Origin of the sequence: Zavarzinia compransoris, assembly GCF_003173055.1 — a bacterium.
In the GTDB taxonomy this organism is placed as follows: domain Bacteria; phylum Pseudomonadota; class Alphaproteobacteria; order Zavarziniales; family Zavarziniaceae; genus Zavarzinia; species Zavarzinia compransoris.
Genome location: NZ_QGLF01000004.1, coordinates 475352 through 488034, shown reverse-complemented (window position 1 = coordinate 488034; position 12683 = coordinate 475352). Strand labels below are relative to the sequence as shown.

Here is a 12683-nt window from a genome sequence, read left to right as displayed (position 1 = left end):
TAGCCCACATGACTACAGCATTTTGCGTGCCATGTGCAGGCCGCCTCAACATATTACCGCTCACCGGCCGATTTCGTCGGCCAGCGACAGGACCGACATGGCAAAATAGGTCGAGCGGTTCCAGCGCATGATGACGCGGAAATTCTCATAGACCAGCCAATGGTTGCCCTCGTCGCCCGGGTTGATCAGCGAGGCGGTCATCTCCGCCGCCGGCAGGTCGGCGCCGCCGGGCAGGCGCACGCCCAGGGCCTGCCATTCCGCCAGGGTCTTCCTGGTTTCGAGGCCGGTCAGGCCGCGCGGCAGATTGGCCGGGATCGCCACCCGGCGGCCCCAGCCCTCGCCCGGGACCCAGCCGTTCTGCTTCAGGTAGTTGGCGGCGGAGGCGAAGACGTCGGCCCTGGTCGCCCAGATGTCGCGGTGGCCGTCGCCGTCGAAATCGACCGCCCATTTCAGGTAGGACGAGGGCATGAACTGGCACTGCCCCATGGCGCCGGCCCAGGAACCGACCATTTTTTCGCTGCTGAAGCCTTCCTGGTCCATGATGGTCAGGGCGTTCAGCAATTCGCCGCGGAAGAATTCGGCGCGCCGCCCCTCATAGGCGAGGGTCGCCAGCGAGCGGACGATGGAGAATTTGCCCTGGTTGACGCCGAAACTGGTCTCGACGCCCCAAAGCGCGACCACGACCCGGGACGGCACGCCGTAAGTGCCGGCGACCCGGCTCAGGACCTCGGCATTCTCCGCCAGCATGCGGCGGCCGCGCTCGATCCGGGGCGGCACCGTGTTCTCGTAATAGCGCGAGAAGGTGATGCGCCCTTCCGGCTGGCGCCGGTCCAGTTCGACGACGCGCGGATTGGGGGTGACGCCGGCGAAGGCGCCGTCAAGCGTGCGGCGGGCGATGCCCTTGGCCAGCGCCTCGGTCTTGAAGGCGCGCAGCCAGGTGTCGAAATCCTGGTCGGGGACCGCGGGCACGGCCGGGGCCGCGCCGGGCTGGGCCGCGGTCGCCCCGGCCGCCGGGCGGGCGGGGGCTTGGCCGGTCTGGGCGGCGCAGGCGGTCAGGCCCGCCAGCAAAAGAAGCATGACCGGGCGACGGTAGAACCGGCCCCGGCTGTCCGCATGTGTCATCTTGCTCTGGTTTGTTTCGAATCGCTGCTCCATCCTGTTTGCCATACCAAGGGCCCTGGGGCCATGGTGACGCCCGATGACGACCGAAAAGACTTCCCTCACCGCCGGGCTCGACGCCCTGATCCGGGCCAAGCCGATCACCGCCGGCGACCGGGCGGCCGCCGCCCTGTTCGCCCTCGACGCGCTGGCCAACGCCCTGGCCGGGCGGCAGAGCGCACCCGGGCGCATCCTCACCGACTGGGCGGGGGCCGAACCGCGCGACAGTGCCGGCCGCGCCTTCGTCTATGGTGCCCTCACCCATATTCTCGAGGTCGACGACCTGCATCGCGCCTCGGTCGTGCATCCGGGCTGCGTGGTGGTGCCGGCGGCGCTTGCCGTCGCCAACCGCATCGGGGCGGGCGGCCATGCGTTCCTCGATGCCGTGCTCTGGGGCTTCGAGGCGGCGTGCCGGATCGGCGCGGCGGTCGGGCCGGCGCATTACCGGATCTGGCACAATACCGCGACCTGCGGGCCCTATGGCGCCGCCGCCGCCGCCGGGCGCCTGCTCGGCCTCGACGGGGCGGGCATGGTCGCCGCCCTCGGCAATGCCGGCAGCCAGTCGGCCGGGCTGTGGCAATTCATCGAGACCGGGGCGATGACCAAGCATCTCCATGCCGGCCATGCCGCCGCCGCCGGGGTGAATGCCGCCGATCTGGCCGCGCGGGGCTTTTCCGGCCCGCCGCATATTCTCGAAGGCGACAAGGGTTTCTTCCGCGCCGCCTGCCCGGATGCGGTGCCCGCGGCCGTGCTCGCCGATCCGGACGGCCCCTGGGCGCTGACGCAGACCTCGATCAAGCCCTGGCCGTCGTGCCGCCACACCCATCCGGCGATCGACGCCGCCCTGGAACTTGCCCCCGGCGTCAATGGCCGCGCCATCCGCGCCATCGCCGTCGACACCTATCCGGCCGCCCTCGACGTCTGCGACCGGCCGGACCCGCAGAGCCCCTATGAGGCGAAATTCTCGCTGCACCATTGCGTCGCCGCGGCGCTCGGCGACGGCCGGGTGAATTTCGACAGTTTCGAAGCCGAGGCCCGCGCCCGCCTCGCCCCCCTTCGCGCCCTGGTCACCCCCGCGACCGGCAAGGCCTATGCCGCCGCCTATCCCCGGGCCTGGGGCAGCGCGGTCCGCGTGACCCTGGCCGACGGCACGACCCTGGCCGCCGCCCGCGACCACGCCCTGGGCGACCCGGAAAACCCGCTCGACCGCGCCGCCCTGACGGAAAAGGCAAAAATGCTGCTGGGCCACGCCAGGATCGGCCCCGCCCTCGCCGGCCGCCTGATCGTCGGCCTGCTCGCCTTCGCCGACAACGGCCCCCTGCCCGACCTCTCTCCCTTCGTCGGCCTCGCCTGACCCGGGCAGGCTTGCGAAACACGGCCAAGCAAGGCTAAAAGGTCCGCCACGGAAGTGTGGCCGAGTGGTTTAAGGCAGCGGTCTTGAAAGCTGGCGGAGGTTGCTCGCCACGCAGGCAGAACAAACGACAAACATATAGCAATTACAATAGGTTAAGGCGTGCTCGTCACCGCTTGCGAGCTTGCGCCGGGCGCAGCGTCTAGCGTATTTCTAGCTGCATCCGAGATTCGGTTAGGTTGGGTGGCCGAGCGGTTTAAGGCTCTAGTCTTGAAAACTAGCGACGGGGTAACCCGTCCGTGGGTTCGAATCCCACCCCAACCGCCAAAATTAAGTGCCGTGATATCTATCATCCAATCGACCACCGTATGCTGCTGTCAAAAGTGCCCAACGCTTGGCGGCATCAAGAGTTTGAAAGTGAATTGAAAAGTCGAAAATATCATTATTGTCGCTCTGGCTTTGGAAATGAGCCTGCCAGCGGCCATTTTGTTTAGGCTCAATTCTAATCGAATAACCAGCAATCTCTCTGACGAGACATCCAGACTGATTTTGGCACCAACCCGCTTCACCGTAAATTCTTGAAAGATAAATATGAGTTTCTAGCAAGAATTTTATTATAAACATAATTTCTGCTGACGGCTCCTCAGTTCTTGAAATTACAGAATTTATGGTTTTTTCTAGATCTTGATGAGAGCCGAATTTTGATATTTTTAAAATTATCTTAACAATCTCCGCGCTTGAATAACCAAGGAGAGTAAATTTTGATACAAATTCATCAATATTTGAATCTCTTCCCGCCCCAAAGATATCATTCTCGTCGCTCATTCCCGCCTCCCTAGCATTTTATCTTCCCACCATATCGGACGCAATTTCAGGAATTCAAGCGCCTCCGCACACAACGCTCCCCTCAAAGTAACAGCCCCGCCGTTAGGCGAGGCTGCGCACAGGGCACGGCTGGAGACTTCAGTCTATGACGGCCACTGCGCCCCATTGGTTTCCAAAGCCCTCAAGGCGATGACCACGACTGCCATGTCCCGGCTGCCCAGCCTGCCGGCCTCAATCTCGACCTGTACCGGAGCAGCGTAGGCGTCGAAGCTGCCGTATGCCAGCCCGATAGCCCGCCAAGAGCTCGCGCCCGGCGTGGACGACAGCTATCGACAACCGGCACATTGCGTCAACCTGCTGGGCGAGCGCCTCCACATCCCCTATCGCCTGCATTTCCTGACAGACTCCGATGCCGTCGGAGACATATATCAGCGGTCGCCATTTGCGCGCTGCTTGTTGTCGCGGAGCACCGATGGCTACCTGCGTCAGAAAGCGCTCAATTCGATCGTCGCCCAACGCGAGGCGTGGGCCATTCCGTTTGTCATGCTTCCGCTTGGCGAATATGTCGTTGAAATCATCCGAGATATTCAGTCGTCGCTTTCAGCGCTCGACCGCGCCAGCTACGCCGGCTTTGTACGTGAGAACCCCACCATGATGGGCTCCGCTTCTTACCCTTCATTCGAGAGTGATGCGGCTTCCGCAAGGACGGCGGCGCGTTCGACGATGCGCAGGATTAGGCCCGATTCAAAGGCGCCCATCAGTGCGCCTTCGGCAAAGCGATCCTGCCGGATGCAAGCGGTCAGCAAATGCGCAAGCTGCTCCGGCGTGGCGTTGCCGATGACGGCCTCGTCGTCCCGCAATGACCTTGCTTCGTCGGATTGCGTCCATGTCATCCAGTCGAAAACCTTTATCCAGCCATGCTCATAGACGGCCCTGCAGAACGCACCGACAACCGGAGCATAGGAAACATAAGGTATCTGAATGACGCCGGGTTTGGTCTCGTTGCCGCCCTTCCATTCCCCCGCCTTGAACTCCGGCTGTCGGAAGGCCGGCAGAAAGTCCGCCAGGGCCCGAAGGTCTGTCGTCAGGCACCGGTTCCCCCTTGCGCCGACACTCTCCCCGCTAGTCTTCATAGGCTCTGTTCCCTGTTATTGCTCACGTAACGGCCGGCGGCGTTTGCGTTACGTCCGATCATAGCGCAGGCAAAGGGCGGGACACCACGCATCGTCACCACCGGCATGGGGGATGACGGCAAGCCCGGCGCCGCCTGCAAGCCTCAGCGGCCCGACAGCCGGGTGTAACCCTCCCCGGCCAGGATGCCCAGGGCTTCGACGATGCCGGGACCGGCGCAGGTCCACAGGCGGTTGGGCACGCCGATCACCTCGAGGTCGAAGGGCAGGTCCTGGAGAACCGGGTGACGCAGGACGTCATAGGCAAGGGCCGGCGCCGGATAGGGATCGCTGTCCAGGATCAGGAGGTCCGGCTTCAGGCCGACCACCCGTTCGAGCGGCAGGCTGCTGTAGCCTTGCAACTCCTCGCCGGCGCCGAGATTGACGAGGCCGGCCCGGACCAGCAGCGTATCGACCAGGGAGCCCCGCCCCGCGGTGACGCCATTCGGCCGCAGCACCAGGGCGCGTAAGGGACGGGCGCGGGCCGGCACGGCGGCGAGGCCGGCGGTGATCGCGGCGATCAGGGCCTCGCCCCGGGCGGGTTGTTCCAGGGCCGCCGCCACTTCGCGGATCTGCTCCGCCACCGCATCGAAGGTCACCGGCACGTCGAGGTCGAGCACCGGCAGGCCGAAGCGGCGCAGCAGGGCGACGGTGGTCCGCGTGGTATATTTCCCGGCGATGACGAGATCGGGCCCGTGGCGCACCACTTCTTCCGCCAGGCCATGGTTCAGCGGCAGGCCGGCGGCGAGATCGGCAACGGTCGAGATCCGGCGATCGGCCGCGAGATAGGAAACGGAAGCGACCTGCCCCGGATCCGCGAGGCGCAGCACCAGTTCGTCGGCGCAGAGATTCATCGAGACGACCCGGGGCCCGGCCAGGGCCGCCGGCGCGAGCGCCAGCAACCCCAGCAGAGACAAGACTAGCCGGAACACGGAAAGCCCTTGGCGGTCCGGTCCAGGGGATCGGGCGCAAGGCCGAGGCAGCGCTCGCGCAGCTTGTCCCAAAGGGCGAGCCGGGCGAAATCCGGCGGCCGGGCCGGCTTCATCTCGGGCGTCAGCAGGGGATTGGGCAGAAACACGGTGATCTGCTGCTCGCCCCCGCCGTTGAACAGGCGCAGGCCCCAGGACCGCGGCGTGCCTTCGGGCGAAAGATTGCGATACAGTTCCGCCCGGGCGGTGCGGCGATGGGCGGCAAGCCCGGCCGGCGTCGGGTTGCGCGGGCCGCCTTTGTTCTCGCCGATGCAGACGTGGAAATGCCACTTGCCGAAATCGACGGTCAGGTAACCGTCGAAGATACTCACCTTCTTCGGTGCGGCATCGACGGCGATTTCGAAAACGGCGCCCTGCACGCAGGGGCCGAAGACGATTTCGTGCCAATGGTTCTCGAACAGCAGCCGGAACAGGCCGAACAGGAAATCGGGCTCGACGGCCAGGGGGAAGATCTCCACCCGGCCGCTGCCCGTCTCCTCGACGATGCGGGAGACGGCGTTCATCAGAACGTCGCCTTCACGCCGGCAAAGGCCGACCGGCCGAGGGAGCCGTAGGAATAGACTTCCTCGTAGTTCTCGTCGAACAGGTTCTCGACCCGGCCGAAGACCTCGACCGCATCGGTCAGCCGGTAGGAACCGGCGATATTGGCGACGACGTAACTGTCCATGTCATAGACGACGGACGACCAGGTCCTGGTATAGACCACGTCCTTGAAGTCGCCGGTATAGACGAGGCCGAGATTGGCGCTGGCCCTGCCGTCGAGGAAGCGGTAGCCGATGTCGAGGCTGCCCTGGTTGGCCGGGCGGCGGACCTCGGCCATCCGGGTCTTGCCGTCCCGGGCGTGGGTGTAACTATAGGAGAGACGGACGGTCAGGGCCTCGACCGGCTGGGCCAGAAGCTCGACTTCGACGCCGCGGTGGCGCGAGGTCGCGGGATCGTTGACCGGCGTGCCGACGAAGGTGCCGCTGCCGGCATCGAAGACATAGGCGGTGCCGATCTCGTCGGTGATCCGCTGGTCGAAATAGGTCAGGCCCAGGGTCAGGCGGTCGGCGAAGAAGGACTGGTCGATGCCGGCATCCCAGCCCTTGCCCTTTTCCGGCTTCAGGTCCGGGTTGCCCTTGTAGCTGCCGCCGAAGCCGTAGAGTTCGTTGATGGTCGGGTTCTTCACCCCGGTGCCATAGGAGGCGCGGAACTTGGTCCCCGTGCCGTCGAGGTAATAGGCCGAGGTCAGGCGGAAGGTGGTCGCATCCTCGAACAGGTCGTGGGTATCGCGGCGGACGGCGCCGGTCAGGCTCAGGTCCTCGAACAGGCGCAGCTGGTACTGGCCGACGTAGGAATCCTGCTCGACCTCCTTCTCGACATAGGAATCGATCTCGTCGCGCTTGTGCTCATAGGCGAAGGTGACGAGATGGGCGGCGGCGAGCGCCGGCGTGTCGAAGCTGTAATCGGTCTGGTAATCATAGGTCGTGCTCTCGCCCTTCGACGACGAGGTGACGGCGCCGTTGCCGAGGTAATCCATCTCGGTGCGGAAATGGGCGAGGCCGAGCTTGTGGCTCCACCGGCCGTCGAGCAGGGACAGGCGGGCCTGGCCGCGGGCGAAGGTCTCGTCCCCGCGCGAGCCGGAATTGGCGTCATAGGCATATTGGTAGACGCTGGTGGTATCGCCCGGGCGCAGGCCGAAATCGTCGTATTCGCCCTTGAAATGGCTGTCGCGGAAGACGACGTCGAAGCCGAGCATCTTCAGGGGATCGAAGCTGGCATTCACATAGGAGGTGATGCCGCGATAGGCGTCGTCCTCGCCGTTGCCGCGCCATTTGGCGGCCGAGGACGTGCCCTCGGTCGTGGTCGCGGTGGTGCCGGCGCGGATCGAGAACCCCTCCCCCGCGGCGGCGGCCGAGACATTGCCGATCACGGTCGCATTGCTGCCGCCCTCGAGGCTGGCCGTGACCGTGGGCGTGCCGCCGCCCTTCTTCGTGATGATATTGATCACGCCGCCGACCGCGTCCGAGCCGTAAAGCGCGCTTTGCGGCCCGCGCAGCACCTCGATCCGCTCGACATCCTGGGTCAGCAGGTGGCCGAAATCGAATTCGGAACTGGAGGCCGGATTGTTGACGACGACACCGTCGATCATCACCAGGGTCTGGTTCCCTTCGGAACCGCGGATGCGGACCTGGGTCTGGTTGCCGATGGTGCCGGTGCGGCTGACCGCGACGCCGGGAATGAGGCGCAGGGCGTCGGAGATCACGCGCACCTGCTTCGCTTCCAGTTCCGCGGCGGTGATGATGGTGACGGCGCTGCCGACCGCGGTCAGCGGCGTCGCTTCGCCGCGATTGGCGCTGACGGAAACTTCCGGCAGAAATTCCGCCTCCTCGGCGCGGGCGCCGGCGACGGCGGCCAGAGCGATGGTCGAGACGGTGGTGAACAAGACCCCAAGCCGCAGCATGATGACCCCCTGCATGCGGGCAGGCGCCGGCCGGAAAATGGGCGCAAGCATCCTGCCCCGTCCGCGGACGCGGACAGACGAACGACAAAGCGCCGCCCCCGGCCGGACGAAAGCCCGGCACGCACAGGATTACAAACGGTCATGGCGAGGCGGAAGGCCCGGCCGCGACGGCACCTATGGACGCATCACCGATACGGATTGGCCCGCCACCCCCGGTTCACCCGACCGGCGGTAAAGTGATGCCCTCGGTGGCAGGTCTCCTGGCTCGCGGATCATGGTGCCGTCCCGTCTTCCCAGCCGGCGCGAAGGCGCGGGGCCAGTGACATGGGGGACGCACTCACCGCTCACAGTTGCGGGGACAGCCACGGCCCGGCGGTTACTGCCGCCTTCCGTCGTTCCCTTTTAATCCGCGCCCCCGAAGGAGCCGCGGAACCACCGAAGCAGAGTTATGTTTATCAGGCGCTGCACCGCCGTCAATGGCGAAGTCGCACCGGAAAAGGCGCACCCCGCCCCGGCGCATGGCCGGGGCGGGGCGGGTCGCGATCACGCCAGATCGTAACGATCGGCGTTCATCACCTTGGTCCAGGCGGCGACGAAGTCGTGCACGAACTTCTCCCCGGCGTCGTCCTGGGCATAGACTTCGGCATAGGCGCGCAGGATCGAATTCGAGCCGAACACGAGGTCGACCCGGGTCGCCGTCCATTTCGCAGCACCGGTCTTGCGGTCGACCACCGCATAGACCCCCTGGCCCGCCGGCTTCCAGGCATAGGCCATGTCGGTCAGGGCGACGAAGAAGTCGGTGGTCAGGGCCCCTGCCCGCTCGGTGAAGACGCCGTGCCGGCTGCCGCCGTGATTGGCCCCGAGGACGCGCAGCCCGCCGACCAGCACGGTCACTTCCGGCGCCGTCAGGCCCATGAGCTGGGCCCGGTCGAGCAGCAGTTCCTCGGCCGCGGGGGCATAGTCCCGCTTCAGCCAGTTGCGGAAACCGTCGTGGATCGGCTCCAGCACCGCGAAGGAGGCGGCGTCGGTCCCGGCATCGGTGGCATCGCCGCGGCCGGGCGCGAAGGGCACGGCGACATCGACACCGGCAGCCTTGGCCGCCTGTTCGATGCCGACATTGCCGGCCAGGACGATGACGTCGGCGACACTCGCCCCCGCTGCCGCCGCGATCGGCTCCAGCACCGCCAGGACCTTGGCCAGGCGGGCCGGCTCGTTGCCTTCCCAATCCTTCTGGGGGGCGAGGCGGAGACGGGCGCCGTTGGCGCCGCCGCGCATGTCGGAACCGCGGAAGGTGCGGGCACTGTCCCAGGCGGTGGCGACGAGGTCGGCGACGGCAAGGCCGCCGGCCGCGATCTGCGCCTTCACGGCGGCGACGTCATAGTCCGTGCGGCCGGCGGGCACCGGATCCTGCCAGATCAGGTCTTCGGCCGGCACGTCGGGGCCGACGTAACGGACCTTCGGCCCCATGTCGCGGTGGGTCAGCTTGAACCAGGCGCGGGCGAAGACGTCCGAGAAATAGGCCTGGTCGTCCTTGAAGCGGAGCGAGATTTCCCGATAGACCGGATCGACCTTCATCGCCATGTCGGCATCGGTCATGATCGGGTTGTGGCGGATCGAGGGATCTTCCACATCCACCGGCCGGTCCGCGTCCTCGATCGCGACCGGTTCCCACTGCCAGGCGCCGGCCGGGCTCTTGCGCAGTTCCCAGTCGTGGTTGAACAGCATGTCGAAATAGCCGTTGTCCCAGCGGGTCGGGTGGGTGGTCCAGGCGCCTTCGATACCGCTGGTCACGGTGTAGCGGCCCTTGCCGGTCTGGTTCGGGTTGGCCCAGCCGAGGCCCTGCTGGTCGACGTCCGCCGCTTCCGGCGCGGGGCCGAGCAGGGCGGCATCGCCGTTGCCATGGGTCTTGCCGACGGTGTGGCCGCCGGCGGTCAGGGCCACGGTCTCCTCGTCGTCCATCGCCATGCGGGCGAAGGTCTCGCGCACCTGGGCCGCGGTCTTCAGGGGATCGGGCTTGCCGTTCACGCCTTCCGGGTTGACGTAGATCAGGCCCATCTGGACCGCGGCCAGCGGGTTTTCCATGGTCGCGGGCTGGTCGACGTTTTCATAGCGGCCGTCGCTGGGCGCCAGCCATTCCTTCTCGGCGCCCCAATAGACGTCCTTCTCGGGGTGCCAGATGTCGGCGCGGCCGAAGCCGAAGCCGAAAGTCTTCAGGCCCATCGATTCATAGGCGATGGTGCCGGCCAGCGCGATCAGGTCGGCCCAGCTCAGCTTGTTGCCGTATTTCTTCTTTACCGGCCACAGCAGGCGGCGGGCCTTGTCCAGGCTGACGTTATCGGGCCAGGAATTCAGGGGCGCGAAACGCTGGTTGCCGGTACCGGCGCCGCCCCGGCCGTCGGCGGTGCGGTAGGAACCGGCCGCGTGCCAGGTCATGCGGATCATCAACCCGCCGTAGTGGCCCCAGTCGGCCGGCCACCAATCCTGGCTTTCGGTCATCAGGGCGCGGACGTCGCGCTTCACCCCTTCAAAGTCCAGGGTCTTCACCGCCTCGCGGTAGTCGAAGCCCTGGCCCAGGGGATTGGTCTTGCTGTCGTGCTGGTGCAGGATGTCCAGGTTCAGCGCGTTCGGCCACCAGTCCGTGACCGATGCGCCGGTGGTCGTATTGCCGCCGTGCATCACCGGACATTTACCGGCCGACTTCCGATCATCTCCACCCATGTTGCCCTCCGAGTCTTGGCTTCAGGTCTTCGCGCAAGCACCGCAACACCTTGTGGCGGCGCATCCAAGCCGCGGGGCCGCCCGCTCGATCACCTCAGGCTGCGGCAGCTGCGACTTACCCTCAAGCAATTAGCATAGATGATCAATGAGAAAAAATTGTGTCTTCAAATGATTTCGATATGCTGCACTTATGAACCCGATCTCCATGAAGCATCTCCGCTATTTCGAGGCGCTGGCCCGCCTGCAGCATTTCGGGCGGGCCGCCGAAGCCTGCGCGATCTCGCAGCCGGCGCTTTCGCTGCAGATCAAGGAATTGGAAGAGATTCTCGGCTCGCCCCTGGTCGAGCGCGGCTCGAAGCAGATCCATCTGACCGGTTTCGGCGAGATCTTCGCGGCGCGGGCCCATGACATCCTGCGCGCGGTCGATGATCTCGAGGATCTGGCCCGGGCCTCGCGCCGGCCGCTTTCGGGCCGGCTGCGGCTGGGCGTAATCCCGACCGTGGCGCCCTATTACCTGCCGGCGGCGATCAAGACGCTGACGCTGCATTTTCCCCACCTCGACCTGCACCCGCGGGAAGCGGTGACCCAGACCCTGATCGCCGAACTGGCGGCCGGCCGCCTCGACACCGCGCTCGTCGCCCTGCCGGTCTCGGAACCGGGCCTGTTCGAAACGCCGCTGTTCGACGAGGATTTCCTCCTGGTCCGGCCGGCGGCCGATGCGGCGCTGCCGCCGCCGGGCCTGGATACCCTGCCCGATCTGCGCCTGCTGCTCCTTGAGGAAGGTCACTGTTTCCGCGATCAGGCGATTTCCTTCTGCCGGATTCCGGCCGCGCGCTCGAAGGACCTGATGGAGGGGAGTTCGCTCGGCACCCTGGTGCAGATGGTCGGGGCCGGGATCGGCGTCACCCTGATCCCGGAAATGGCGGTGCCGGTCGAGAGCCGCGCCGCGCCGGTCTCGATCGTCGCCCTGCCGGCGCCGCCGCCGTCGCGGACCATCGGCCTCGTCTGGCGGAAGACGCCCCCCCTCGCCCGCCACCTGAATGCGATCGCCGAGGCGTTGCGCACCGCCGGCCGGCCGGGCGGCTGAGGGCGGATCAGGGGTCGAGCGGCCCGATCAGGATCAGCCGGGCCTCGCCCGTTGCGCGGCCGCTGTGATAGACCCCGGCCGGCACCACCCGGTGGTCGCCGGGGCCGAGGGTGACGGCCGGCATCCCCGCCGCCTCGAAGACGATGCTCCCCTCGATGACCAAGGCGAATTCGTCCGCGGCGGCGGCATGGCCCGGGATTTCCCCGGTCACCCTTGCCTCGATCACCGCATTGTCGCCCAGCCAGCCGGTGATGCGGCCGGAAAAGCCGGGCAGGTCGAACCGCGTGCCGACGGGCGGGCGCGGCTTCATGCCGGCGCCCCCTTCCGCGCGACATGGAGGAAGCCGGCAGGGCCGACCGCATGCAGCCCGAGGCGGGCGAGACCGGCCGGCGCCCCCCAGCGGTCCAGGTCTTCCGGGGCATCGAAGCGCATGCGCCGGCCGATGGGGCCGAAGAACGCCCGCATCCGCGCCGCCTGTTCCGGCGGCGTGGTGATGATGGCCAGGGTGCCGCCGGGCTTCAGCACCCGGGCCATTTCCGCCGTCGCCCGCGCGGGATCGGGAAAGAAGAAGAAGGCGTTCAGGCAATAGACCCGGTCGAACCGGCCATCCGCATAGGGCAGCGCGCCGGCATCCCCCTGGTCGAGGTGCAGGCGCCCCGCCGCCACCGCCGCCGCATTCTGGTCCGCGGTGGTGGCCAGCATATCTGTGCTGTGATCGAAGCCGCAGGCGCTCGCCCCCGTCGCCAGGACCCGGGCGAGAAAGGCGCCGCCGCCGCAGCCGACATCGAGGATATGCTCGCCCGGGGCCGGCGGCACTTCGCGCAGCACCGCGTCGAAACCCGGCCGGTGGCCCAGCGCCTTGCGGTACAGCGCCCGGCCGAGCCAGCCCGCGGGGCGGCGGGCGATGCGGTCGGTCAGCCAATCGGCAATGGAGGCGGCCATT

Annotated in this window: 11 protein-coding genes, 1 tRNA gene and 1 riboswitch; of the genes, 3 read left to right on the top strand and 9 right to left on the bottom strand. The window is 66.8% G+C overall.

The window, feature by feature from the left end; genetic code table 11:
* Window positions 1-60: 60 nt before the first annotated feature.
* Window positions 61-1122, bottom strand: coding sequence for a lytic murein transglycosylase (locus tag DKG75_RS16260; protein WP_166646492.1), 1062 nt, complete (start codon window positions 1120-1122; stop codon window positions 61-63).
* A gap of 76 nt (window positions 1123-1198) precedes the next feature.
* Between DKG75_RS16260 and DKG75_RS16255 the strand changes: the two genes are divergently transcribed.
* Together DKG75_RS16255 and DKG75_RS16250 are read left to right on the top strand one after the other, a co-directional pair.
* Window positions 1199-2512, top strand: coding sequence for an MmgE/PrpD family protein (locus DKG75_RS16255; protein WP_109922209.1), 1314 nt, complete (start codon window positions 1199-1201; stop codon window positions 2510-2512).
* A gap of 234 nt (window positions 2513-2746) precedes the next feature.
* A tRNA-Ser gene (locus tag DKG75_RS16250) sits at window positions 2747-2836 on the top strand.
* A 3-nt stretch (window positions 2837-2839) separates the two neighbouring features.
* On the opposite strand, the gene DKG75_RS22760 is transcribed toward DKG75_RS16250, so the two are convergent.
* The 6 genes from DKG75_RS22760 to katG all read right to left on the bottom strand — a co-directional run bounded on the left by DKG75_RS22760 (window position 2840) and on the right by katG (window position 10653).
* Window positions 2840-3334, bottom strand: a complete 495-nt coding sequence (locus DKG75_RS22760) for a hypothetical protein (protein WP_133636977.1) — start codon at window positions 3332-3334, stop codon at window positions 2840-2842.
* Between the two features lie 668 nt (window positions 3335-4002).
* Window positions 4003-4467 carry a DUF6508 domain-containing protein gene (locus tag DKG75_RS16245; protein ID WP_109922208.1) on the bottom strand — a complete coding sequence of 155 codons (465 nt, stop codon included), beginning with the start codon at window positions 4465-4467 and terminating at the stop codon, window positions 4003-4005.
* Window positions 4468-4610: 143 nt separating this feature from the next.
* The gene (locus tag DKG75_RS16240; protein ID WP_208112083.1) at window positions 4611-5435 is read right to left on the bottom strand and encodes an ABC transporter substrate-binding protein; all 825 of its coding nucleotides are present in this window, start codon (window positions 5433-5435) and stop codon (window positions 4611-4613) included.
* Window positions 5423-5995, bottom strand: a complete 573-nt coding sequence (locus DKG75_RS16235; protein ID WP_109922207.1) for a DUF7676 family protein — start codon at window positions 5993-5995, stop codon at window positions 5423-5425. Before DKG75_RS16235 ends, DKG75_RS16240 begins: the two co-directional genes overlap by 13 nt.
* Window positions 5995-7935 (bottom strand): TonB-dependent receptor plug domain-containing protein, encoded by a 1941-nt coding sequence (locus DKG75_RS16230; RefSeq protein WP_166646493.1) that lies wholly within the window; start codon window positions 7933-7935, stop codon window positions 5995-5997. Before DKG75_RS16230 ends, DKG75_RS16235 begins: the two co-directional genes overlap by 1 nt.
* A 233-nt stretch (window positions 7936-8168) precedes the next feature.
* Window positions 8169-8387: riboswitch (cobalamin riboswitch) on the bottom strand.
* 91 nt (window positions 8388-8478) lie between these two features.
* Window positions 8479-10653: a catalase/peroxidase HPI gene (gene katG / locus DKG75_RS16225; protein WP_109922205.1), complete on the bottom strand. Its 2175-nt coding sequence runs from the start codon at window positions 10651-10653 to the stop codon at window positions 8479-8481.
* A gap of 205 nt (window positions 10654-10858) precedes the next feature.
* On the opposite strand from katG, the gene DKG75_RS16220 reads away from it, so the two are divergent.
* Window positions 10859-11740 (top strand): hydrogen peroxide-inducible genes activator, encoded by an 882-nt coding sequence (locus tag DKG75_RS16220; protein ID WP_244913135.1) that lies wholly within the window; start codon window positions 10859-10861, stop codon window positions 11738-11740.
* Between the two features lie 7 nt (window positions 11741-11747).
* Here the strand turns inward: DKG75_RS16220 and DKG75_RS16215 are convergent, their stop codons facing one another.
* Window positions 11748-12050 (bottom strand): cupin domain-containing protein, encoded by a 303-nt coding sequence (locus DKG75_RS16215; protein WP_109922203.1) that lies wholly within the window; start codon window positions 12048-12050, stop codon window positions 11748-11750.
* The gene (locus tag DKG75_RS16210; RefSeq protein ID WP_166646494.1) at window positions 12047-12682 is read right to left on the bottom strand and encodes a class I SAM-dependent methyltransferase; all 636 of its coding nucleotides are present in this window, start codon (window positions 12680-12682) and stop codon (window positions 12047-12049) included. The genes DKG75_RS16215 and DKG75_RS16210 overlap by 4 nt, the downstream gene beginning before the upstream one ends.
* Between the last annotated feature and the right edge of the window lies 1 nt (window position 12683).